Here is a 25669-nt window from a genome sequence, read left to right on the forward strand (position 1 = left end):
TAACCGGCAGCGGCCGGGCAAAATTACCATTTCAGCTCTTCAAGCTTCCTCACCAAGATGAACGTATCGCGGTTCACTCCCGTCGGACCCCAATAATTGAGGTGGAAGGTGAACTGGCCGTAGCCGCCCATCATCAATACGGGTTTCAAACGAATACGCGTCAGGCTGTTGTGGCCTCCGGCACGGCGATTACCGCGCATCGGCGACTTCGGAATGCCCAACGTGCGTTCCGGTGAATGGTATTGGATACAAACACCCGGCGGGATGCGCGCGCTGACAACGGCACGGGTGCAGACAACGCCGTTGTCGTTATAGACCTCGACCCAATCGTTGTCGTTGATGCCGAGTTTGATCGCATCCTTGTCATTGACCCACAGCGGTTCGATGCCGCGCGAAAGCGTGAGCATGCGGTTGTTGTCGTAGTAGGTCGAATGGATATGCCATTTACCGTGCGGCGTCAGGTAATTCAGGGCCAGCGTCTTCGGGCCTTGCGTGCTGAGCCTTATGTCGCCGAAATCCGCGGGTTTCGGTGACGGCTTATACGTGGGCAGGCTTTCACCGAATGCGATGTAGCCTTCGTGGTCGAGATAGAACTGCTGCCGCCCTGTCAGCGTTCTCCACGGAACAAAGTTCTCGTAGTTGTAAGTGAACGCCGAGTAGGCACGGCCGTTCGTCACAAGGCCCGACCAGATCGGACTATTTATGACCCGCCGCGGTTGAGCCTGAAGGTCTTTGTACGTTACACGAGCATTTCGCGACTTCTCGCCGAGATGCGCAAGCGGGCGGCCGACCTTCTTTTCGATGAACTGATACGCTCGGTACGCGAATTCACCGTTCGTCTCAGGAGCGAACCACAGCACCATGTTCGCGGCTTCTTCAGCCCGTTTTAGTGACGGATATTTTTCACCGCCCCACTCGACCAGCGGGAACTGCTTTGACTCAACGACATCATCGTAAAAATCCGCAACGTCGTACTTCACGCCGTGAGCTCCCATGCCGTTCTTCTTAGCGAGCGGCCCGAGCGAGATGAACTGATTATAGAGATTCGGGTAATCCCGCTCGACGATCTTAATGTGCGGCATCGTCTTTCCGGGGATCGCCTCACACTCGCCTTTCGACCAATCCTTGATCTTCGGCTGAGCGATCTCGTCAGGCGAATCGTGCCCGAGCGGGACCGTAATAAGATCCTTGACAGGCTCCGGTATATGCGTTTCGGCCAATTCGCTGACCTTCTTTGCAAGGCCGCGGAATATCTCCCAATCGCTTCTTGACTCCCACGCCGGCGGCACCGCCTCCGAAAGCGGATGAACGAACGAATGGAGATCGGTCGAGTTCAAGTCGGCCTTTTCGTACCAAGTTGCCGCAGGCAGAACGATGTCCGAGTAAAGAGCCGATGTATCCATCCGGAAGTTAAGATCGACCACGAGGTCCATCTTGCCCGGAACGGTCGGCGTCTCGGCCATAATATCCTTAACGGTATCTCCCACTATCTCCTCGGAAATGGTGTTCGTATGCGTCCCGAGATAGTGCTTTAGGAAATATTCGTGCCCCTTTGCACTCGACATCAGGGCGTTTCCGCGCCAGATGAACCAAACGCGGGGATAGTTCTCAGGAGCGCTCGGATTCTCGACCGAGAATTTGAGTGTGCGATCCTTTAGTTGCTTGACCAAATGATCGGCGACCTCCGCCTCCGTGACAGCTCCGGCCTCCGCCGCTTCCTTCAGCAGATCGGCGTTGGTGCGTTCAAATTGCGGATAGAACGGAAGCCATCCGTTACGCACTGCCTTTACCTGTACATCCGCGGCATGCAGATGTGCGATCTTTCCGGTCTCGGGGTCGACCGCGGAGTTGTCGGGAACTGAATAATATTCCTTGAACTCACGCTCGTAGCGCCACTGCTCGCTCATGATGTAGTGCCACGACGGTGCATTTTGCATGCGCGAGGTCGGGATCCAATCCTTTGCAAACGCAATTGTTGACCACGAGGCGACCGGTGCAAGTTTTTCTTGGCCGACGTAGTGATTAAGCCCGCCGCCGTTCTTGCCGACACAGCCGCAAAGCATCAGCGCCGTGATCGCCGAACGGTACATCAAGTTATTGTGATACCAATGGTTTATGCCCGCGCCGATGATGACCATGCACTTGCCCTCGGTCTTCTCAGCGGTACTTGCCCATTCGCGTGCGAACTTGATGACAGTATTGCGGCTAACACCCGTGAACTTCTCCTGCCACGCAGGTGTATATGACCTTTCTTCGTCGTCGTAGCCGGTCGGATACTCGCCGCCAAGCCCGCGATCAACGCCGAATTGAGCCATCAGCAGGTCGTAAACGGTCGTTACCTTAACATCACCCGATTCGGTCTTTAGGGTTCGCGTCGGTACACCGCGCGTAAAGACCTGATCGGTGCCGAACTCGCGGCAGATGACCTGCGTCACATCCGACTTATCATCGATAAGTGTCAGCTGCGGGTCGATCTCCTCGCCCGTTGACGGATCGTTGAATTCGAGGTTCCATTTTCCTTGGGTTTCGGCCCAACGGTGGCCCATGCTGCCGCCGGGCATACGTGCTTCACCGGAACGCTCGTCCCATATAAGGAATTTCCACTCACCGTTCTCCTCATCCTTGTAACGCGAAAGCCTGTTCGCTCGGACAAGCTGCCCGGCCTCATAGCCATTCTCTGTTTTGACGAGTTCCAGAAGGAACGGTGAGTCGGTGTACCGTTTGCCGTAATCAATAAAGTACGGAGTCTGCTTATCGTAATGATACTCCTTAAGAATAACGTGGTTGACCGCCTGCCAGTAGGCTCCGTCCTGTCCCGCAAGCACCGGGATCCACTGGTCGGCATACTTAGAGACTTGGCTGAAGTCGGGGGCCATCACCACCAGTTTTGTGCCGTTGTGACGTGACTCCGCCGCAAAGTGGCAGTCGGGCGTTCGCGTCATATTCGGATTTGAACCCATGATCGCGAGGAACTTTGCGTTATACCAATCGGCGCTCTCGCCAACGTCGGTCTGTTCACCCCATACTTCGGGGGACGCCGGCGGAAGATCGGAGTACCAATCATAGAAGCTGAGTTTTACGCCGCCCAAAAGCTGCAGGAATCGGGCACCGGCCGCAAACGACAGGAACGACATCGCCGGGATCGGCGAGAATCCGAAGATCCTGTCGGCGCCGTGCTTTTTGATGGTATGAATCACGGAAGCCGCAATGATCTCTGTTACTTCATCCCAGCTTGCACGGCGAAAACCGCCCTTGCCCCGCGCACGCTGATAGCGGGCCCGCGACTCGGGATTGCTAACGATCGAATTCCAAGCCTCGACCGGATCGCTGTATTGCTTACGCGCTTCACGCCAAAGGTCTTGAAGAGCGCCTCGGAAATACGGATACTTGACGCGTATAGGGCTGTAAAGATACCACGAGAACGAGATACCGCGTTGGCAGCCGCGAGGTTCATACGGCGGCAGGCCGTCCTCGAGCAGCGGATAATCGAGTGCCTGCATTTCCCAGGTCACGATCCCCTGCTTGACGTAGATGTTCCAACTGCAACCGCCGGTACAATTCACGCCATGTGTGCTGCGCACGACCTTATCGTGCTGCCAGCGGTTACGGTAAAATTCCTCCCAAGACCGCGTCTTAGGATTGATTAGGTCTTTGATCCAGTTCATTTTGTTGCCCTCCGCACAAGCTCCTGACGCACGCCGTGGTTACGCTTCCGCCATCTTAAATTCATACCGATCAACGCTATTATCGCGACCGCAAAACCGATGATCAGAAAGCCCGGCTCGATCTTCGACGAAGCCGCCGTCGGCACTACGTTCGCGGTCGGATGGTTTAGCTTTGAGTTCTGAAACAGTGCGAACAGTTTCACGATCTCATCATCCGTGAGTTTACGCGTCTCGAACAGGCTTTTCATCGTCGGAAAATTCGGATTTTCTAACGCAAGTATCAACTCAGGGTCGGTGTACTTTATGTTCACCGCGGTCAGATCGGGGCCGAGAGTGCCGCCGCCGAATTCGCCGACGCCGCTGAGGTTATGGCAGGAGTTGCAAGCCGCCCCGCCGTTCGCGAGTTTTGTAGCACCTGTGAACAACAGCCGTCCGGCCTCGACGTCCCCGGGTTCGATCTCGCGCGACAGCTTCGCACCCGACGGCACGAACGTGCCGTCATTTGCCGTAATGCTCTTGATCAAGCTGATGATCGCCTGAAACTCGTCCGGCGTAAGCGATTGATCCGGCATCACGGTCGGGGCGAATTTCTTAAAAAGGTCTGCGGCAGCCGGATCCTTCTTAGCCATTGCCTGCGGGCCTTTGATGAATTCCTGGAGCCATTCTTCTGACTGCCGGTCGGTTACGCCCTTAAGGTCGGGCCCCTGCTTATCGCCGCCACCTATGTTATGGCAGCTGTAACAGCGCGTCTCGAATATCTGCTGACCGGCGTCTTGACCAAAGACGGCTCCTGTCAGAAAAATGACACAAAGCATCGCAATGAGTGCCCCTCCGGCCGTCATCGACGATGTCTTACTAAAGAAGACGTGATAGTACCGATACTGCGGTTCTGTCCTTTGCTTCATAATTTGCCTTCCATCGTATGGTTCTCTTCCGCTACAATTTCGGCTGATATGCCTGCAGCGGGAATTTCCTTATTCATCGTTCGAGCGATCTCGGCGATCGTCTTAGCTTTCAAAAAATCAACGAAGATCCTTCTTATCTCGTCCCATTCCTCGTGGAGTACGCAGGAATGAGGCGGTCCGCAGTCGCCGTCACCCAACAGGCATTCATCAAAATACGGATCGGGTGCAAGGATCGTATTCACTTCCCATAGAGTGATCGTTTCGGGTTCCCTGGCAAGGATGTAACCGCCGTGTACACCTTTGACCGACCGCAATATCCTCTGCCTGCGGAGTTCTCCGAGTATCTTTCTCAAATAAACCGGTGGGATGTTCTCACTGTCCGCGATTTCTTGCAGTCCGCAAACGGCGGCCCTTTCTCTGCCCGCCAAGTAGGCCAGCGCCCTGATCCCGTATCCCGTGGTTTTCGATAGAATCACTTGCCAATTGCAATAAAAGCGGATATCTTTGTCTTGTTTAGTGTTCCAAACAAACGGTTCGCAAACAATGGTCTTGTGGCATCATTTTAGTAGTGGCATTACACTATGCACCTTAGAGACATACGCCGTCTGATCGAAGGGACTTCCGATCCCGCCTTCATCATCAGCGCCGAGGGGCAGATAGTCGATTGGAATGACGGTGCCGCAGATCTTCTCGGAAAGCGACAGCAGGATGTGATCGGAGTGGCGTGCCATGAGGTCATCCGCGGCATCGACGAGACGGGAACGCTATGTTCAGAACACTGCTCCGTTCTGGAAGCAGCCGGAAAGCACAATCCGGTACGGAACTTCGACTTGCAGGTTACAACGCCAAAAGGCCGCCAATGGTGCAATGTTTCGGTACTGATCGCAGATGATGCCGGCTTAAAACACCCGTACACCATCCATATTCTTCGCCAGATCAATACGCGTAAAAGGCTTGAGCTGCTTGTAAAGGATTTTCTTGTGAGCGAGATCGATCTACCGGAGCGGGAAGCTGCCGCCGTAATTCAGTCATCGCGTTCGCCGGTGGGCGAAACCGAATTGACGCAGCGCGAGCTTGAGATCCTTAAACTGCTGGCTACCGGCCAGACGTCCACTGCGATGGGCAAGGCTCTGCACATCAGCCGCAACACCGTCGATAATCACGTTCAGCACATTCTCAAAAAATTGAACGCTCACTCGCGTTTGGAAGCGGTCCGCATTGCCGAACGCGCCGGCTTGTTCATTCGCTCGACGAACGGAAATTCGACATCCGGCAATGGTGCTCACGCATAAAATTCAACGAATGCACCAAGTTTCCTGCTTGTGACTTAGCCATATCCATGATCAGTGCGGCTTGCTTGCACTGTGAAACCGAATAGTGCCGAAAACCGTGTTCAGATAACGAGTTTCTGAGATATTCTCGAACCCTGCCTGATACATCAACTGCGGCAGAGCACCCGCAAAACTGTCGGCGGTCGTTTCGTATCCGTCAAATTTCTGAACAAGGACTGACATACGCTCCATCAGGCGGTTACTTGCAAGTCCCCAATCCGCGATATGAACCTCGCCGTTTGGCACGAGAACCCTTTCGACCTCGCGGAGTGTCCGCAGTTTGTTCTCAGGCGTCAAATGATGGAAGAAGAGGCTCGAAGCGACACGGTCAAATCTGCCGTCTTCATAAGGCATCTCGTATGACATCGCTTGCTCGAACTCGATCGCCAAGCCGGCCTTATCGGCCTTCGCGCGAGCGATCTCAAGCATATAGGCGTCCGCGTCAAGTCCGTTGATCACAACATCCGGAAACTGACGCTTTAACATGATCGCGAACGTTCCGGTACCGCATGCGAGGTCAAGAACTCGATCGCCCGGACGTACGCCGACTTGATCGGCCAGGGTTCTTCTGAACGCCTTCTCGCGCGTCGTTAGGGCAACAACGGCGTCGTAGAAGCGATCGTATCGTTGGTTCCGTAGTGCGGGAACGAAATTTTCTCCTGACATCGGCTTCACACCTGTTCCCGTTTGCTCGGGGCCATGTTTCAAGTGTATCGGCTGCATTTCGCAGTGAGCAAGCGAGCAACAATATCTGCTTAAACGTCAACATAACGCTTTGACTATGGTAACCCGCCTGTGGATATAATCTATTTCCGCGTTTTCGAGCCGGTTATGATCCGATCGAACATATTGCGAAAAGTCAGACCGACCGCTGTGCGACTATTGGCGGTCTTCTTTGTACTTTATGTTCTCGCAGATGTCTCGGTATTGCAGCTATATTGCGGAAATGAGGCGTTAGGCATTCCGCCCGCCGACCATATCGCCGTTTTAAGCGACACGGCAGATTCCGTTTCGGCTGACGTCACGACGTTCTCCGAAAAGGAGACGAAGTTCGATACTCTCGACACCTCTAGCCCTTTCCCGTCAGAGTTACCGGAACACGTCGATGCAGAGTGTTTCGGCGGCTGCTCACATATCGTTGTCCCTTTGATCGTCATTGATCTTGAAACGGCCGCGACCATAAAAGAGTACTGTGTCCTCGAAATGCAGTACGACCAATACGAACCGTCCCGCGTAAGCCCTCTCACCCAACCGCCGCAATTTGCCGGCCGATTCTTAATGCCGAACAGTGCATCCGCCGCGAGCATTTTTCTCGCTGCGGCAGAGCACCAGCTATAAATCTTTGACGATGCAGCACACCGCGCGTGTGCGATGCATACGGGCAGATCAGGAATGAAATTTAGAAAGTGTGCCCGAACACTCATTTGTTCGGGAGCCGTACTTGCGGGTATGGCATTTGTGCAGCAGGCGGCCGGCCAAACGACCGTTTCCGGTGCATTTACTAATGCGGAATTGGCGAATGAGCGATCCGGCGCGAGCAGCCGAAAGCTGATAAAGCCGGTCTTCGACACCTATTACAGCCAAGCCGACGGCATTTCACTCGACGAGCTGGTTGCTAAAGCACTAGCCTCGAACGGTGAGATCAGGATCGCGCGGCTTGAGGCCGACAAGGCGCGTGCACGCCGTTTTCAGGCAGGATCGAGACGCAATCCGACACTCGACGTCGAGCAAGCGGTAGGTTCGTTCGTCGGCGATAGCGGCGAAGGGGCCTTTACCGTCGGTGCCGCTCTGCCGCTCGATCTCTACGGCGTTCGGGTTCGCCGCATTCAGATGGCCGAAGCGGACATTGCGATCCGTGAGGCAGAGATCGCGGCTCAACAACGAGCGGTCGTCGCAAAGGTCCTCGATTCGTACTCCGACGCACTTTCCGTATTCCGGGAACTGCAAGTCCTCGAAGAACTGCTTGAGCTTGACACCGAAACCGCTCGGATTGTACAGATCCGCGTAAATGAAGGCGAAACACCGCCGCTCGAACTAAATCTTCTTCAGGCAGAGGTCGAACGCCTTCGTGCGAGACGCAGTTTGATCGAAGGGCGATTGCAGGCGGCACTTTCTCGCCTGAGTTTTCTCGCGGGCTTTCCGCCGACGACGCCAATTCGCCTAAAGGAAGATATCTCGACCGCCCGTTTACCTTATCTTCCGGCGTCCCTCGAGTCGGGCATCGCCTCAGCATTGAACGAACGTCCGGAAATACGCCTTGCACTGCTCGAAGAGAGCCTTGCGGCAGCCGGCCTTCGACTCGCCAAGGCGCAAGGTAAACCGGAATTGAGTGCAACCACAAAATTTTCGTATGGCAGATCGGTGATTGACGATCCGCGAGGGCCTTTTGACCAACGCGACCGAAGCCTCAGTTTTGGTGTGAGCGTCTCGATCCCAGTATTTGACCGCAACCAAGGTGCAAAGGCCGAAGCTGAGATCGCGATCCGGCAAGCACAAGAACGAAAGGTATTTGCCGAACAGATCGTAAAAAGCGAAGTTGCGGCCGCTTTTCGACGCGTCGAGGCTTCGCGCAAAGCTCTGAACGGCCTTCAGAATACCGTTCTGCCGATGTCTCTCAAGAATATCGAGACCGTCCGAAAAGTTTATGAGATCGGCGAACTTAAGGTAACCGACCTCATCGCCGAACAGCGCAGATTATTGGAGACGAACAACGACCTAACCGAAACCCTAACCGAATTTTACAAGGCACAGGCCGACCTTTTCATCGCGGTGGGCTTGAAATTCAAAGATCAATGATATGTCAAACGAGAGTATGGATCCCGTAGAGGATCAAGCGAACATCAGAAAAGATAATGACGTGTCTCAAGACCCCGAACAGGCACGTCCTAAAAACAACGCATTAGCATGGATGATAACGGCCGGCGTTATCATCGCTATATTGCTTCTCGGTTCGGCTTGGATCCTCATCAAACGGAACGGTGCAGGGACCGCTGATCGCACTGCGGCTTCGGAACCGGAAGCACATCACGACGGCCTTCAGCCGGTACAGGAAGTGCGCTTGGAACCTGACGCGGCCGCGGCGGCAAATATCACGACCGAACAAGTTGCCCAGAGGCCCGCTGTTTCGCTCCTTTATGTAACAGGCACGGTTGAGCTGAACCCGGAGCGTACGGAAATGGCTACACCGCTTGTGGGCGGACGAATACAGAGTGTCCGCTACGGCGTCGGCGATCATGTTGAGCGCGGCACGGTCCTGGCCACTATTTCGTCCCCTCAGCTTGCACAGCTTCACGGCAAGATGCACGAAGCCCGGACACAATTCGAACTCGCAGTGCGAAACATGGAGAGAGTTCAAAGAACCGAGAATCGTGTGAATGTCCTTGCGGCGAAAGCAAAACTTGACGAAGCGGACGCAACACTTAAGCGGACGAAGAAGCTCATTGATCTCGGGGCCGGAGCCGGCAAGGATCTCGTCGCCGCCGAAGCGGCATACAGGACCGCCAAAGCCGAGTACGAGTTCCAGTCAAATATCTCGCTGAATAAGGAGATCCAAGAGGCGAAAGCAGCGGTGGAGACCTCGCGAGAAGATCTTGCACACATAGTTGACGAAATGCGATCTTACGGCGATCTCAGTGCTTCGATCGACGAGCCGGCCGACCACGGGCAGGACACGTCTCTCGTTGCTCTGCGTGCTCCGATCTCGGGAATGGTAACCGAGCGGAGATTCAATGCCGGTGCGGGGATCGAGGCCAACACGCCCGTATTCGTTATCTCGAACCTCGGAACGGTGTATGTGATCGCGAACGTCCCTCAAGTGAGCGTGAACCGCTTGAGCATCGGCTCGGCAGCCGAGATACGAACGCCGTCCGTCGGCACGGTAAACGGCCGGATCAGCTTTATCGATCCGAGGATCGACGAACAAACAAGGACGGCGCGTGTGAGGCTTGAGGTCTCTAATGTCGGCGGAAGGCTCCGCGCGGGAATGTTCACAGAAGTTGGCTTTTACACCGGAATATCCGATACCGGCGATCAAGAGCTCTTCGTCCGCAGTGAGGCAGTGCAACGGTTGGGTGACCAAACCATCGTATTCGTCCCGCGCGCGAGTGAGAACGGCGTGTTTGAGGTCAGGAACATTGAGGCAGGAGCAGATATCGACGGCTACACGCGAATAGTAAAAGGCCTTCAGTTCGGCGAGAGCGTTGTTACCAACGGAAGCTTTGTCCTGAAAACGCAATTGGAAAAAGGTGCGATCGGCGACGATCACTAGGAGTGGAAGATGCTGAACAGGATCATTGAGTTCTCCGTAACGAATAAGCTCGTCGTTCTGATGATGGTTGCTATCATGGCATGCGCCGGCGTTTACAATCTCATAAACCTTCCGATCGACGCAGTGCCGGACGTTACCAACGTACAGGTACAGGTGCTGACGTCAGCGCCGAGCCTCGCTCCGCTCGAGGTCGAGAGGCAGATCACTTTTCCGGTCGAGGTCGCGATGAGCGGCATCCCGAATGTTGAAGAGCTTCGCTCGGTATCAAAATTCGGTATTTCAAACGTTACGATCGTCTTTGAGGAATCGACAGATATCTATTTTGCCCGCCAACTCGTGATGGAGCGGCTCTCGCAGGCCCGCGAACAGATACCGTCGGATATTGGATCGCCGGAACTCGGCCCGATAGCTACGGGGCTTGGCGAGATCTATCAATATGAAGTCAGGACCGCTCCGGGATATGACTATTCACCGACCGACCTGCGCACGATACACGATTGGAATATTCGCCGCCAGCTCCTAAGCGTCCCCGGCATTACAGAGGTGAATGCACACGGCGGCTTCGGAAAACAGTATGACGTTATGCTCTCGCCGGAAAAGCTGCAAAGCTATGGACTGACGCTGAACGATATTTACGAAGCAGTTACACGCAATAACGGCACCGTCGGCGGCGGTTACATCGAAAAAGGGGCGGAGCAATATCTCCTGCGCGGCATCGGCTTGGTAGAAAAGCCCGAAGATATTGCCAATATTGTCATCAAGGCAAGTCCGGAAGGCGTTCCGATCTTTATTCGCGACCTCGGTGAGATCGTCGAAGGCAGAAATATCAGGCAAGGGGCTGTTTCAGCGGATGGCCAAGGCGAGATCGTCTCAGGCATGGCGATCATGCTCAAAGGCGAAAACTCACGTACGGTGATCGAGCGTGTAAAGAACAAGGTAGCAGAGATCCAGAAGACACTGCCCGAAGGCGTCTCGATTGTTCCCTTTTATGACCGCACTGAGCTTGTAAAGCGTGCAATATCCACGGTCGAAAAGAATCTTGTTGAAGGCGCGGTACTTGTCGTGCTTGTGCTGCTGTTGCTGCTCGGCAATTGGCGTGGTGCACTGCTTGTCGCGACGATAATTCCGCTGTCCATGCTCTTTGCGGCGACCCTTATGCGTTTCTTCAACGTATCAGGTAACCTGATGAGCCTCGGCGCTTTGGACTTCGGCCTGATCGTTGACGGGGCCGTCGTAATGGTCGAGAACGCGGTGCGCCGCCGAGGTGAGGCTCAGCACGCAGGCTCAAACACGCAGTCCGAGCGCACGATACTCGAAGCGTGCCGTGAGGTTGCAAGGCCGGTCGTCTTTGCCGTTGCGATCATCGCAATAGTGTATCTGCCGATCTTAAGCCTCCGAGGGATCGAGGGAAAGATGTTCGTGCCGATGGCAATGACGGTGATCTTTGCCCTGCTCGGTTCACTTTTGCTTTCGCTTACATACGTTCCTGCGATGCTGACGCTTGTTCTTAAGGGTAAGGTCTCTGAAAATGAAAGCCCGCTCATCCGTTGGGCAAAGCTCATTTACGCGCCGTCGCTGGCACTCGTCATGAAGTTTCGCTCGCAGGTCTTTGCTGTTGCTTTGGTGTTGGTCTTGATCTCTGGCGCTGTCTTTCCGTATCTCGGCGGCGAGTTCATTCCGCGGCTTGACGAAGGCGATCTGTTGATAGAAACGATACTTCTGCCCAGTGTGTCGCTGGACGAAGCGATGCGTACGACGACAAAAATGGAGAGATCGCTAACTGCATTTCCGGAGGTCAAGACCATCGTCTCGAAATGCGGCGCACCCGCTGTCGCGACTGATTCAATGAGTATCAATCAATGCGACATTTTTGTGATGCTCAAACCGGTCGAGAACTGGACCGCCGGAATGACCAAAGAACGGCTTATCGCAGAAATGTCCGACAAATTGAATGCCGAGGTCCCGGATATCGCGTCATTCGGCTTTCTGCAGCCTATCGAGATGCGTGTGAACGAGCTGATCGCCGGAACGCGCGGCGACGTCGCAATAAAGCTCTTTGGCGACGACCTTGACGTACTTGCGGACAAGGCGAAGCAGATCGAAGCGGTCGTCAGAACGATCGCGGGTGCGGTCGAAACAAAGACCGAGGTTACCACCGGCCTGCCGCAGCTTCAGGTAAAGGCCGATCGCGCCGCGATCGCACGCTACGGCCTTAACGTAGAAGATGTGAATGACCTCGTCGAGTCGATCTTTGCGGGCCGGGCGGCGGGGCAGGTTTTCGAAGGCGAAAAGCGTTTCGATATCCGGCTGAGACTCAATGAGGATGCTTCGCGCTCGATCCAATCGGTAAAGGATCTTGTTCTGACGGCTTCGAACGGCCAGCGTGTGCCGCTCGCGCAAGTGGCTGAGATATCACTGGTCGAAGGAGCATCGCAGATCTCGCGCGAAGACACACATCGCCGAATTGTCGTATCGACCAACATCCGCGATCGCGATATCTCAAGCTTTGTACAGGAAGCGAAACAAAAACTCGAACAACAGGTAAAGCTCCCGCCGGGCTACTATCTGACCTGGGGCGGAGCTTTCGAGAATCTCCAAAGAGCAACCGACACCCTTATGATCGTAGTGCCGATCGCTCTGTTCCTGATCTTCGTTTTGCTCTACTCGACCTTTTCATCAGCGAGACAGGCGTTGCTGATCTATACCGGCATTCCGTTCGCGATCGTCGGCGGAGTGTTCGCGTTGGCGCTCAGTGGAATGCCGTTCTCGATCTCTGCAGGTGTGGGCTTTATCGCCCTATTCGGCATTGCCGTGCTTAACGGCGTGGTAATGGTCAGCTTTATCAATTATCTTCGCGAGAAAGGCGTATCCGTACGTGACGCCGTCAACGAAGGAGCAATGACAAGGCTGAGGCCGGTATTGATGACCGCTCTCGTGGCAAGCCTAGGATTCGTTCCTATGGCGATCGCGACCTCCGCGGGCGCCGAAGTACAAAGGCCGCTTGCGACAGTTGTCATCGGCGGCCTCATTACATCGACACTTCTGACACTCCTGATATTGCCGACGCTTTATGCGTGGGTGATCAAAGAAGCATTGCCCGATACTGACGAATAAAAGCAAAGGCGGCCGTCCGCTTAATGCAGCGAACGGCCGTCGGTCAGACCTTTTGTCGGCATCCTAACGATTGGTCAGATACTTGAACGCCATCGAAGCGATGTCATCAATTGCCGAACCGTCCCGGTTGCCATCAAGTACGGACGATGCCATATCGAGAACTGCATTGCCTGACGACTGCGGAGCAGTTGCCGCCGAACCTCCGAGCAATCCGCCGAGTAGCCCGCCGAGTCCGTCCGCACCAATTCCCTGCTGCTGCTTTTGCTTACCCAAATATCCCATAACGATGGGGGCAAGAAACATCAGGATCTGTGCGACCTGTCCGATATTCATTCCCGAACGCTGAGCAACGTCCTGAGCCACAGCCCCCTGTGAATTGCCCAGAATATGCCCGAGTATTCCGCCGGCATCAGCCTGACGCGGTGCCGGAGTATTCTGGCCGCCGCCGAATATCATTCCGGCGAGGCCGCCCAAATTACCGAGCACACCGCCGTCGCTGTGATCCTGATCGAGTGCGTTGTTAAGACTTTCGGCACCCGATGGCGTAGAAGCGTTATTTGCCAATCCGCCGATGATCGCCGGCAAAGCCATTTGTATAGCCGAATTTACCAACGAAGGTTCCGCACCGACATTTTGGCTGATCTCCGAAACCGCTTCGTCGCCTTGTGCCTGTCCCAATAGGTCCTGTAATGAAAACATAGATAGATCTCCTTTTTTGAATAATCGCTAAGCGCGCGGTTATAGTATCAAAATGCACCGCTGTTCAGCAATATCATCTCCGGCCGCATAATGACACTCTTTCGGATCACCAAGCTCATATCGCTCATTTTACTTGCCGTTTGTACAACGTCGTGTACGCGGTTTTCAAGTAACAAAAGGCCGCTTGCAAACGTTTATACCGATGCCGGACTCGATAAGAGCATCGGCGAACCGTTCGGTGTGGCCGTTAAAGACGGTGTCGTCTATTTTTCTGACGGTAATGCCGGAACGATCTCGCGTCTTGGGGCCAAAGGGCCGGAGATCTTTGTGCGCGGACTCGATACTCCCTCGATGATCGTCTTTGATCGGGAAGGCGGTTTGCTGATCGCTGACTCGGGTTCGCATACCATAAAACGAGCCGATGAGAACGGCACTATTGAAACGATCGGCGGCACCGAAGGAGTTGCGGGAATGGATGACGGCGACGCCGCGTCGGCAACATTCAACGCGCCGATCGGTATTGCGGTTGCGGACGACGGTGCGATCTTTGTTGCGGACACTTACAATGATCGAATTCGCATGATCTCAGCGGGGCGCGTTACTACGTTCGCAGGCGGCACGCAGGGCTTTGCGGACGGCATCGGTGTTGCGGCACAATTCGACACGCCCGCAGGGCTTGCATACCGGAACGGCATGCTGCTGGTCGCCGATCTGGGAAATCGCAGGATACGCTCCATCGCTCGGGACGGTACAGTAACGACCGTTGCGGGCAGCGGTGAAACGGGATCAACGAACGGTTCTTTGCTTTCCGCTTCATTCACCGCTCCGACAGGCATCGCGGCTGACAGCACGGGCACGTTCTTCGTCACGGACGGCAATTGCATCCGAGCTTTCGGCGCGGCCGCTCTGCCTGTTGTAATGACCGTCGCCGGCGGCGAACGCGGCATGATCGATGGCCGGCTGCAGAATGCTCGCTTTAACAGGCCCTCAGGTATTGCGATAGGCGAGAACGGCGATGTCTTCGTTGCTGACAGCGATGATCGCCTTTTACGCCGCATCACCTCGCAAAATACTGGCCATTCGATGACCGAGAGCGATCGCGCCGGTATGCTGGACAAGCCTGAAGATTTCCGCATTGAGCAGCCTGCACGGTGGCCCTACGATCCGCCCGACGCAAAACGAGATATTGCCGGAACGCTCGCGGAGATCCGCGGTTTGATGACGCCCGAGAAATCGAATGTTTGGTTTCACAACGGGCTTGACGTTGCCGGAGCGTATGGCGAAACAGCACGGTTCGTGCGTTCAGAGAAGGTGCTTCGCCCTGTGGGTGCGGAGAATTTCGGCACGCTCCGCGAACTCCTCCGCATGCCGGCGATGGGTTACATTCATATACGGCTAGGGCGCGACTCGAACGGCATTCCTTTCGGCGATAAGAGGTTCATTTTTCAGCGGGACGCTGCGAACAATATCGTCAACGTCCGCGTGCCGCGCGGTACGAAGTTCACTGCAGGTGAACGGATCGGGACGCTTAATCCGATGAACCACGTCCACTTGATAGCGGGCCGTGCCGGACAAGAGATGAACGCCATCGACGCGCTAGTCCTTCCGGGCTTTACGGACACGAGGCCGCCCGTGATCGAATCGGTCAACTTCTATGACAGCACACTCACTCCGGTCACAAAGCCTGTCAATGAGCGGAGTTTCGTCTTTCCGGGCCGTGTCCGTGTTGTTGTCAGGGCATATGACCAGGTTGACGGTAACTCTGAACGGCGACGCCTCGGCATTTACAAAGCCGGATATCAGATAATAAAAAGCGACGGCATACCGCTGACCGAACAGCAATGGACGCTTGTTTTTGACCGAATGCCGTCAAATGATGCGGTGTCCTTCGTTTATGCGGATGAAAGCCACTCGGGAGCGACAGGCGTTACGATATTCAACTACATAGTTACGAATCGTGTTGAAGGGCAGCACTATGCCGAAGATTGGCTTGACACTTCCGGGCTTGACGCCGGCCGCTATGTACTGCGCGTGACAGTTGCGGATCATTCGGGTAACACAGCTGCTTCGGATACACCTTTCGAGATACAACGATAAAGTGAAGTGCGATCCGGTGTGATCATTTCGTGCTTTGACTAGTCGGATAAAAAAAGTTACACAATCAACGTGACCCAAAGATCGGAATCTTCGAACGGAGCAGACGCAATTCTGCCGCTCGTGATCGTAAATCCGCGATCAGCGGGCGGAAATACGCGGGAGAAATGGTCTGCGACCGCCGGCGACCTGCGTGCCCACTTCGGGCCGTTCGCGGTCGCATTCACCCGCTCGCCCGGCCACGCTGCAGAGATCGCCGAACGTGCGGCCCGCGACGGCCGAACATTTATCATTGCCTGCGGCGGCGACGGCACGATAAATGAGGTCGCGAACGGAATTATTCGGTCGGGTGTTGATACCGAGCTCGGCATTCTGCCGTCCGGCACCGGCGGCGACCTGCGCCGCTCTTTGGGAATTCCGCTGTCAAACCGGGAAGCTGCGGCCGCACTGCGTACCGGCGAAACAAGACGCATCGACATCGGCCGCGTAACCTTTGTCGGAACGAATGGAGTTGCGACGACGCGCATCTTCTTGAACGTCTCATCCGCAGGGCTTGCGGCTGAGATAATCCGCCGCGTCAAATCTACTGAGGTGTTCAAATGGCTGCCCGGCGATGCCCTGCGCGGTAAACTGCATTTTGCCGTATCGACATTGATCCAGGCGCTGTCACCCAAACCTGTGACGGTATATGTAAAGATCGACGAAAAAGAGGAGCGGCCTCTCGAAACCTTGGCGTTCTGTGTTGCAAATTCACGTTATTTCGGCGGCGGGATGCTGATAGCGCCTGATGCAAGTTTATGCGACGGCAAGCTCGACATTATCAACGTCGGCGACCTCGGCACGGTCGAGATACTACTCAACGCACATACGCTTTATCGCGGCACTCACACCTCACTAAGCAAAGTGAAAAGTATGCAGGCGAAACGCGTTGAGATCAGGCCCGCAGACCCGAATGCAGAAATACTGATCGAGACCGACGGCGAACTTCCCGGCAAACTCCCGGCCGTTTATGAGATCGTGCCTAATGCTCTGAGACTGCGTGTGCCAGCGAAACAGAAGCTTTAGAACGGCCAATATACGGGTACCAGCAGCATTGCCACCACAAATACCGCGGCGGTCATTATGGTACCGATCTTTACGAAATCAAAGAAACGATAGCGGCCCGGCGTATAGACCATCACGCAGGCCGGCTCCAAAGGAGTTATAAACGAAAAGCTCGCGGCGTAAGTGACCGCAATGATGAACGTCCGCGGGTTCACTCCAAGAGCTATCGCGGATTTAACCGCAACGGGCAATACGACAAGCGCCGCCGCCTGATTGGACATCGGCTGCGTGAGCAAGACCGTGAGAATGATGAATCCGCCAAGGATCGCAAGCGGGCCGAATTGCTGCAGATTATCGTTTATAAACCCCGCAAGCAGCTTGTCAGCACCGGTATTCTCCATCGCTACACCGAAGCTCATCATACAAGCGATCAATACAAGAACCGGAAAATTTATAAGGCCGTAAATATCACGCGCCTCGACCGTTCGTGTCGCAAGCAGAAGCATAACTCCGCTTAGAACCGCGATAGCTAAAGGGATCTCAAGGTCGGTCGCAACGCGCGAAAGCGACAACCCGAGAAAGAGCAGAAATGACGCGACAGCCCACCTTCGCTTGCTTGAACGCGGCTTTGCACTTGTAACATCCTCAAGGATGATCAGATCGCTGTCGCTCACAAGCTGTTCAATGCCGGACCGTTTTCCCTGTACGAGCAGAACATCGCCGAATGCGATCTCGATATCGCTCAGCTTATTAACAAATGTCTGCCCATGCCGGTTTATCGCAAGCACGGTCATCTGATAGCGTTCACGGAAAGCAAGCTGCTTGAGTGTGCGCCTCAACAGCCGGGAATTGCGCATCACGAGCACTTCAAGCAGCTCGACGCTTCCGCCTTCGAGTTCTGTGTCGCTCAATAAGAAATCCGGTTTGATCTCAAGGCCGACCTCATCCTTGACGCGGAGAATGTCGCTCAATGCACCTTCCACTATGAGTGAATCGCGCCGCCTTATCCGCTCGGTCGAGCTCGGGGCAATGATCTTTTCACCCTCGCGGATAATGCCGAGGACGTTAAGATCGAGATGTTTGCTGAGATCCGCTCCGGCAATGGTCTTGCCGTCAAGAGGCGATCCGGGCAGGACGATCAGCTCGGATATGTATTCCCGCATCCGATACTGATCGGTCAGCGATCCTTCGGCTCCGCGATCGGGCAGCATCCTTCTGCCAAGCGTCAGCATATACACCATACCGACGAGCAGCATGATCAACCCGACAGGTGCAAGCTCGAACATCGAGAAAGGCGCTTGGCCGTATCGCTGTATCGCGCCGCTTACGGCCAGATTCGTTGAGGTGCCGATAAGAGTGCAGCTTCCGCCAAGTATCGCCCCGAATGCCAAAGGCATCATCAATTTTGACGGAGCGATCTTTGCCTTTGTACATAACCCTAGCACGACCGGCAGGAGCATAGCCGTTGTTGTTGTATTCTTAAGCACCGAAGCGCTGATAGCAGCGACTGCCATCGTGAGCACCGTAAGCACAAAGACATTCTCGCCGGCAACCTTGTGCATACGCCGGCCGAGAGCATCGACGATCCCTGTTTTGGTAAGGCCGCCGACAAGTACGAACAATCCGCCGATGGTAATGATTATGTCATTCCCGAAACCGGCGACTGCATCCTGCACCGACAGCACGCGCGTAACGACAAGCGCCATCACCAGCAGCAACCCCACGATATCGACCGGGATCTTTTCCGTCGCGAACAGTATGATCGCAACGAGCAGCAGGATGAGCGTGATAACTATCGGCGACATTTAGCAAAGCATATCCGATGAGGTGTTCAATTAAAAGCCCTGATCTTTTGACTCTCTGACATAAAACGTCCTTGCAATGATGCCCTTATGCCTCTAATCTAAGCAAGTCTATGCCTGCTTCTTTTTGCGAACGCCTGGTTGACTCACTCGAGTCGCACAGTTCTTCGACCGCAATGCGGATCGTCGGCAGCGATGCCGCGACCTACACATTCGGCGAACTGCTTGACCAACTGCGATCGATAGCGTGGCGCCTTGGCGCCGAAGGCGTCGCGAAGGGCGAACGGATCGCCCTGATCGGTGAAAATCATCCTAAATGGGCGATCTCATATCTCGGCACTGTTTATCACGGCGCCGTTATTGTCCCGCTCGACCCGCACGGCGAGATCGAGACCATAACGAACTTTTTGAACAACTCCGAAGCAAAGGCTGCCTTTCTTTCACCGGACCAGATCGAGCGATTCGTATCAATCCGAGAACGGCTCGGCCACGATATCAAAGCGGTCGTCTGGGATATGGAAACGGACGTTGCTGGTTTTGATCGTTTTGAAGATTGGGCAGCGACCAGGTATCCCGAGGAATTCATTTCGCAGATACCGGAAGCTCACGGGCCGGATATGGCCGTATTGATGTACACAAGCGGCACGACGGGTACGCCAAAAGGTGTACCGCTGACCCATGCGAACATTCTTGCGGAACTCGAAGGCGTCAACCACGTCCTTGAACTGACAGACAAGGAAAAGATACTGAGCCTGCTTCCCTTATTCCACAACTATTTGCAGATCGTAAACCTTTGGATCGCAACAACTTACGGTTGTGAGGTCGGTTATCTTAAAGAGCTGACGCCGGACGAACTTTCGAAGGCGATGAAGGAGTTCAAGCCTACGATCTTAACGACAGTTCCTCGGCTCTGGTATCTCTTTCACAAGAAGATATTTGATGCCGCAGCTTCAAAGCCAAAGATCGCTCAAATGCTTTTTCGTCTCATGCTGGCGCTCAACGGCGTATTGCGGAACACCGCGGGCATCAACCTCGGACGCCGCTTCTTCTCCGCGGTGCATCAGGGGTTTGGCGGCAGACTTCGCATCGCAACTTCGGCCGGGTCTCGCTTTGATGAGGCCGTGGCCATCGATTTCCACAAACTTGGATTCACTATCATACAAGCCTATGGCTTGACGGAGACCAGCGGCGCCGCGACGGCCACTCACGAGAACGACAATCGTGTCGGCAGCGTCGGTAAGCCGATGCGCGGAGCCGAAATAAAGATCGCCGATCCGGACGCAGAAGGGGTCGGCGAGGTCTTGATCAAAGGCCCGATGGTCTTTTCGGGCTATTATCGGAACCCTGAGGCAACGGCAGAGACCTTTACCGAGGATGGCTGGCTTCGCTCCGGCGATCTCGGCAAACTCGTTGACGGACATCTTTATATTGTCGGGCGCGGCAAGGATGTAATAGTCCTCTCATCGGGCAAGAATGTTCACCCGGAGGACCTTGAGGTCCATTATCTGAAGTGTCCGATGGTCGCCGAGCTTGCCGTCATTGGCATCACCGACGAATCTGAAGGCCGAAGCGGAGCCGAAAAACTGACAGCGGTCGTCGTTCCCGACTTTGAATACCTCAAACTTGAGAAGATCGCCAATTCGAAAGAAGCAATACGCCACGCGCTGGACAGTCTTGGCCGTGAACTTCCGGAATATCAGCGTGTTCGCGACTACATCATTCGTGCCGAGCCGCTGCCGCGAACTGCGACCCGCAAGATCAAGCGTTTTCAGCTTAAGAAAGAGATAGAATCGGGCGTCATCTCTACACAGGCGAAAGAGGTAAAGGCATGGACGTTCACCGATGCCGACAATGCTTTGATGGAAACTCCTACTGCGGCTGCAGTCGTCACAGCGATACGCCAAAACGCTAAGGAAGCCGATATTGTGCATCCGGCGATGAGCCTCGAACTTGACCTCGGCCTTGACAGCCTCGCCCGGGCTGAGACATTTGCCGCACTTGAGCAGGCATTCGATATCGAATTTGAGAACGAGGAAGCGGCCACAACGCTCGATGTCGCCGGCCTTATCGGCATGGTCAATAAATACGCCGGCGAGCACACCGCAGGCGTTACCATCGACCTGAATTGGGATCGAATAGTACGCGAAGCCGATGTCGATCTGCCCGAAATACGAGGTATCTTGCGGTCGAGGCCGTTCTTTTCAACTTTCGCATGGTGCGTTTATAAATGCTTCTATTTATTCTGCAAGGTCTTTATGCGGCTTGAGGTTACAGGCAGAAGTAACTTGACCGCGGCTATGGAGCGTAAGGTCGAGAAGGGCGGTCTCAGTTCATTCATTATTTGTCCGAATCATCAGAGCTTTCTTGATCCGTTCGTCCTTTGTTCGAGTTATGACCGCAGGCTTTTCAGCAGTATTTTCCACGTCGGAGCAAGTGAATTCTTTGAGAACAGAGCTATGCAGTTTCTCGCTCGCCTGCTGAATGTCGTTCCGGTAAATCCGGATACCGAACTGATGCGTGCGATGAAGGCTGGTGCCGTCGGCCTCAAGCACGGAAAGATCCTCAACATCTATCCGGAAGGCGAACGCGCCTTCGACGGAGAACTCCACAGCTTTAAAAAAGGGGCCGCCATTCTTGCACAGGCTCTTGATGTACCGATAGTGCCGGTCGCATTGGACGGCCTGTATAAGGTGTGGCCTCGCGGCTCGGCTCGGATCAGGCCGGCAAAGGTCACGATCATGATCGGTGAGCCATTCTATGCTGAGGACGTCATCAAAACCGGCGGTACCGGTTCAGGAGGATCGATCGACGATCATGCATTGATCACCGAGCATTTGAAATGCAGGATCGCCGAAATGATCGACCAGATGCGTGGTAATAAGTAGGTGGGGAGCCGCCACGGTAAACTTTGGTTGCCGGTTCGCTTTGATCAGTTTTACAGGCCTACAAGTCCGAATAGGATCGAATTATTCACCCTCAACTCGTGCCGAGTATGAGATACTAAAAAAGATCGATCCTGAACGAGCAGCGAAACTTCTCAGTTCGATCGATAAAACGAAATGAATATGCCCGTTACAGCAACGTGGTTCGGAAGGCTTTTGATATTCGCGGGCATCTTGGCATACGGCTACACACTCGCGAATGGCTCAACGAACTATTTTGCCCTGATACCTGCCGCATTCGGTGTCGCATTCCTGGTCTTGGGGCACTCGGCGATCCGGAGAGTGAATATGCGCCGGCACATCATGCATATAGCTGTATTGCTGGCACTCATCGGAGTCCTTTTCCCATTGATACGGTTCGTCTATCCGTTCGGAGATGCGGCGAACACTGCAGCGACCGTTTCTCAGATCGTAATGTCGTTGTTATGCCTGGGCTTCCTGGTTCTCTCGATACGCTCATTCATCACGGCTCGAAGCAGGTGAGGCGTTAAACAGCATCCAGTGTGATCTCTACCTCAAGGCCGCCGTTCTTGTTCGCGGCCTTTATCGTACCCTTGTGAGCGCTGACGGCCCGCTCAGCGATAGCAAGCCCAAGCCCGATGCCGCCCGTCTTTCGCGTTCGATCTTCACCGACACGATAAAAGGGCCTGAACAAATTCTCGATCTCGCCATCCGGAACGCCGCCACCGTGATCTGATATCGCGACAACCGCATGGCCGTTCGACCGGCGAAGCGAAACCTCGACCGAAGTACGTTCCTTTGTGTAACGGACGGCGTTGCGGATGATATTCTCGACAGCACTTCGCAAAAGGTTCTCGCTGCCCATGACCGTGCAGGGATCGACGCCCTTTAACTCGACATTCTTGCGGTTCGCTTCGGCCTCGAACTGTGCATCCATCGCAACATCGCGCACAAGTTCATCGAGGTCAATGCGCCGCTTCTCGTAGTTCTCGCTCCCGCTTTCGAGTTTGGCGAGCGTCAGAATGCTCTCGATCATCTCGTTAAGCCGCGCCGATTCGCCCTCGATGCGCTCGAGCAGCAGCGTATTGTCGCCCTGCTTTTGTTTTGCAAGCTCCAACGCGACATTCATCCGCGCAAGCGGCGAGCGAAGCTCGTGCGATATGTCGCGGTTCAATCGCTGCTGTGTAGTTACAAGCGTCTCGATCCTTTCGGCCATCAGGTCAAAGTCACGTGCGAGATCGGCAAGCTCGTCGCGACGGTGCCCGACCTGCGAAGCAACTCGCGTACTCAGATCGCCGCCGGCCAAACGCCTTGCCGCAAAACGCAGCTTGCGGATAGGCGACGTGAGGTAAAGGGCAAGCAAATAACAAACCAATACGGACGTGAGCAGAAAAATGATAAAGCGGGCCAGTGCAATGCCTGTGCCGAAGAACAGCGGCGGCGGCGCGCTGCGTTCCCATTGTATCGCCAAGGTGAATCGGCGCCCGTCCGGAAATCTTACCGGAGCGGCTGCGATCGAATGCTCCTCATCGCTAAAGTCGGTCTCTGCAAGGCCGGTTTGACGCGTCTTTTCAATGACCGGTGCCGAAACAGCCGCGGCCGCAGTATCGCCGAACCAAACAAACCCGTCGTCGCCAACCAAGTTGACGACCCGCGGCGGTTCGCGGTCGCGGAGCCTCGCAAGAAACGCACGTACGCCTTGCTCGTCACCATAGCTCGCTATCTGTGTGACCGTCTCTGCATAGACGATCATTTGGTTTCGCGTTGAACGCTCAAAGCGATTAACGAGCGGCTCGGTCTGAAACGTATTCGTAACTGAATAGATGACGCCGAACATCAACGCGATCGCGATCAGGAACCAAAGGAAGATCTTTACGAATAACTTCATACCAGCGTATAGATGTAACCGACGCTTCGAACGGTCTTTATCCGCTCGCTTCCGTCAGCACGCGGCCCCAGCTTTTTGCGAAGGTTCGATATATGCATATCGAGGCTTCGATCAAAGGGCGACAACTTGCGGTCAAGGACACGTTCGCTAAGGTCCTCCTTCCGAATGATCTTGCCGGCTTCGCGAAGAAGCTCGGCTAAAAGATCGAACTCAACTGACGTCAGATTCAGGTCCGCACCGTCAAGCAAGGCCGCACGCGAAGCCGTCGAAAGCTGGATGTCATCAACGTCAAGCCGTTCGCCGGCCTCATCGCCTCCGGCGGCGGTTCGCCTCAAGATCGCTCTGAGCCTTGCCGAAAGCTCACGCGGATTGAACGGCTTCGGCAAATAATCATCCGCGCCTATCTCAAGCCCGACGATCCGCTCCATATCATCACCGCGGGCAGTCAGCATCAGCACCGGCAGCTTTGAGGATGAACGAAGATTTCTCAGCACGTCGAAGCCGTTCATCTTCGGCAGCATAACGTCAAGGATCACGATGTCGTGCCCGTTCTGAAGTGCGGCTTTCAGGCCTGCTTCACCGTCGTTCACGGCGTCGATCTCAAAGCCCTCGACCGTCAGATATTCCGAAACGAGTTCGCATAACTCCTCATCATCGTCGATCAAGAGTATCCTGTTCATTAGCTGCATTTTACGCCAAAAACCTTTGTTATGCGCGTGTTTTACAATTCTTTACACAACACGCCGGTGACGGGCCGATCACGAACGAAGCGATACCGAGGTCATGCCGCGAGTTGCCCGCCGATGTAAACGGCCGCGATCGACCTGTCATCGTTGAGCAGAACGATATCGGCGCGCTTCCCTGCCGCGATCGCGCCTCGTTCCGCTTCCAACCCGAGGACCGACGCGGGGTTTGAGGCCGCCATCGCAGCAGCCTCGCTGAAATCAAACCCGAGTTCAAGCATTCTTATGACGGCATCATACATTGTTATCACGGAACCGGCAATACTTCCGCGTTCGTTGCGGGTGCTGCCGTCTGTGACGGTTATCGTCTCGCCCCACAGCTTGAATTCGCCGTCGCCGAGGCCTGTCGGTGCGACAGAATCGCTTATAAGCGAAACTCCCGCACCACCTTTTGCCCTGCACGCAATTGATACGATGCTTGGATGAACATGAACGCCGTCTGCGATGATGTCGAACGTTACGCCGTCCTTTGCAAGGCCCCAGCCGGCAACCCCGAGTTCACGGTGATGTATTCCCGTCATCGCGTTAAAAAAGTGCGTCAGGTGGCGAGCACCGGCATCAAACGCTTGTTCAAGAATATCCGCATCAGCCTGTGTGTGGCCTATCGAAACTATCCAGCCGAGATCGCGGAGCCTGCGGATGAGTTCAATGCCGCCGCCGATCTCGGGTGCCAACGTCGTCATTACGACGCCTTGCTCAGGCCGCGGAAGGTTTGACGGGTCGTCAGCGGAACGGAAATACTGCGGATGAAGCGCACCGCACATCCGCTCGCTCGCCCAAAGGCCCTCATAATGCACACCCGCGATCTGAGCAATGGGTACATTTTGCTGTCGCGCGACGGCCTCATTAACCGCACCGATGACACGCTCGTAAGCATCATCACTATCCGGCACGATCGTCGGAAGCCACGCGGTGACGCCTTTGCTCGCGAGAAATCTGCCGATGCGTTCGAGGCCGTCCGCATCGGCGGTGTTCACATCGAAACCGACCGCACCATGACAGTGCATATCGATAAAGCCCGGCATCAAACGCACAGCGGCAGGAACGTCAGCATCAGTTTCTGAGACCCGCGCGATCAAGCTTTCAATAAACTCAACCGTAATATCTTTTTCGCCCAGAATGCCGCGGATATGTGGAACCATAATGCAACTATATTCGCATAATAAAAGGCCTGCATCCGAATAAACGAACGCAGGCCGATCCGAGAGCGTAAA

The 25669-nt window shown here is 54.8% G+C and carries 18 protein-coding genes; 9 read left to right on the forward strand and 9 right to left on the reverse strand.

Translation table 11 applies throughout. The features are described 5' to 3' along the window. Positions 1-23: 23 nt before the first annotated feature. From HS105_08620 to HS105_08630, 3 genes are read right to left on the reverse strand one after another with little or no spacing between them, the layout of a single operon-like run. The gene (locus HS105_08620) at positions 24-3665 is read right to left on the reverse strand and encodes a nitrate reductase subunit alpha (GenBank protein ID MBE7516653.1); all 3642 of its coding nucleotides are present in this window, start codon (positions 3663-3665) and stop codon (positions 24-26) included. After that, a complete protein-coding gene (locus tag HS105_08625; protein MBE7516654.1) occupies positions 3662-4570 on the reverse strand; it encodes a c-type cytochrome in 909 nt (302 codons plus the stop codon). The genes HS105_08620 and HS105_08625 overlap by 4 nt, the downstream gene beginning before the upstream one ends. Next, a complete protein-coding gene (locus HS105_08630; protein ID MBE7516655.1) occupies positions 4567-5046 on the reverse strand; it encodes an Rrf2 family transcriptional regulator in 480 nt (159 codons plus the stop codon). The genes HS105_08625 and HS105_08630 overlap by 4 nt, the downstream gene beginning before the upstream one ends. 402 nt (positions 5047-5448) lie before the next feature. On the opposite strand from HS105_08630, the gene HS105_08635 reads away from it, so the two are divergent. After that, complete coding sequence (locus tag HS105_08635; protein ID MBE7516656.1) at positions 5449-5862, forward strand: response regulator transcription factor; 414 nt, start codon at positions 5449-5451, stop codon at positions 5860-5862. A 51-nt stretch (positions 5863-5913) separates the two neighbouring features. On the opposite strand, the gene HS105_08640 is transcribed toward HS105_08635, so the two are convergent. Further along, on the reverse strand, positions 5914-6567 hold the full coding sequence (locus HS105_08640; protein ID MBE7516657.1) for a class I SAM-dependent methyltransferase: 654 nt from the start codon (positions 6565-6567) through the stop codon (positions 5914-5916). Positions 6568-6750: 183 nt separating this feature from the next. Between HS105_08640 and HS105_08645 the strand changes: the two genes are divergently transcribed. The 4 genes from HS105_08645 to HS105_08660 are packed head-to-tail and all read left to right on the forward strand — an operon-like array spanning position 6751 to position 13282. Continuing rightward, positions 6751-7239, forward strand: a complete 489-nt coding sequence (locus HS105_08645) for a hypothetical protein (GenBank protein ID MBE7516658.1) — start codon at positions 6751-6753, stop codon at positions 7237-7239. 54 nt (positions 7240-7293) lie between these two features. Next, positions 7294-8697, forward strand: coding sequence for a TolC family protein (locus HS105_08650; protein ID MBE7516659.1), 1404 nt, complete (start codon positions 7294-7296; stop codon positions 8695-8697). Position 8698: 1 nt separating this feature from the next. Then, positions 8699-10168 carry an efflux RND transporter periplasmic adaptor subunit gene (locus HS105_08655; protein ID MBE7516660.1) on the forward strand — a complete coding sequence of 490 codons (1470 nt, stop codon included), beginning with the start codon at positions 8699-8701 and terminating at the stop codon, positions 10166-10168. Positions 10169-10177: 9 nt separating this feature from the next. After that, complete coding sequence (locus HS105_08660) at positions 10178-13282, forward strand: efflux RND transporter permease subunit (protein MBE7516661.1); 3105 nt, start codon at positions 10178-10180, stop codon at positions 13280-13282. A 63-nt stretch (positions 13283-13345) separates the two neighbouring features. On the opposite strand, the gene HS105_08665 is transcribed toward HS105_08660, so the two are convergent. Beyond that, positions 13346-13981, reverse strand: coding sequence for a DUF937 domain-containing protein (locus HS105_08665; GenBank protein MBE7516662.1), 636 nt, complete (start codon positions 13979-13981; stop codon positions 13346-13348). A gap of 90 nt (positions 13982-14071) precedes the next feature. Here HS105_08665 and HS105_08670 point away from each other — a divergent pair, with 90 nt between their 5' ends. After that, on the forward strand, positions 14072-16078 hold the full coding sequence (locus HS105_08670; GenBank protein MBE7516663.1) for a hypothetical protein: 2007 nt from the start codon (positions 14072-14074) through the stop codon (positions 16076-16078). A 69-nt stretch (positions 16079-16147) separates the two neighbouring features. After that, on the forward strand, positions 16148-17140 hold the full coding sequence (locus HS105_08675; protein ID MBE7516664.1) for a diacylglycerol kinase family lipid kinase: 993 nt from the start codon (positions 16148-16150) through the stop codon (positions 17138-17140). Here HS105_08675 and HS105_08680 read toward each other — a convergent pair. Beyond that, entirely contained in the window at positions 17137-18924 is a 1788-nt protein-coding gene (locus HS105_08680; GenBank protein ID MBE7516665.1) for an SLC13 family permease, read from the reverse strand. The two genes, HS105_08675 and HS105_08680, sit on opposite strands and share 4 nt — an antisense overlap. A 110-nt stretch (positions 18925-19034) precedes the next feature. Between HS105_08680 and HS105_08685 the strand changes: the two genes are divergently transcribed. Together HS105_08685 and HS105_08690 are read left to right on the forward strand one after the other, a co-directional pair. Further along, positions 19035-21806, forward strand: coding sequence for an AMP-binding protein (locus tag HS105_08685; GenBank protein ID MBE7516666.1), 2772 nt, complete (start codon positions 19035-19037; stop codon positions 21804-21806). A gap of 180 nt (positions 21807-21986) precedes the next feature. Beyond that, positions 21987-22346, forward strand: a complete 360-nt coding sequence (locus HS105_08690; protein MBE7516667.1) for a hypothetical protein — start codon at positions 21987-21989, stop codon at positions 22344-22346. Positions 22347-22350: 4 nt separating this feature from the next. Here HS105_08690 and HS105_08695 read toward each other — a convergent pair whose 3' ends face one another. The 3 genes from HS105_08695 to nagA all read right to left on the reverse strand — a co-directional run bounded on the left by HS105_08695 (position 22351) and on the right by nagA (position 25597). Then, the gene (locus HS105_08695) at positions 22351-23712 is read right to left on the reverse strand and encodes a HAMP domain-containing protein (protein MBE7516668.1); all 1362 of its coding nucleotides are present in this window, start codon (positions 23710-23712) and stop codon (positions 22351-22353) included. Then, a complete protein-coding gene (locus HS105_08700) occupies positions 23709-24392 on the reverse strand; it encodes a response regulator (protein ID MBE7516669.1) in 684 nt (227 codons plus the stop codon). The genes HS105_08695 and HS105_08700 overlap by 4 nt, the downstream gene beginning before the upstream one ends. 101 nt (positions 24393-24493) lie before the next feature. Further along, positions 24494-25597 (reverse strand): N-acetylglucosamine-6-phosphate deacetylase, encoded by a 1104-nt coding sequence (gene nagA, locus HS105_08705; protein MBE7516670.1) that lies wholly within the window; start codon positions 25595-25597, stop codon positions 24494-24496. Positions 25598-25669: the final 72 nt, after the last annotated feature.

Origin of the sequence: Chloracidobacterium sp. (assembly GCA_015075585.1) — a bacterium.
Classification (GTDB): Bacteria; Acidobacteriota; Blastocatellia; order Pyrinomonadales; family Pyrinomonadaceae; genus OLB17.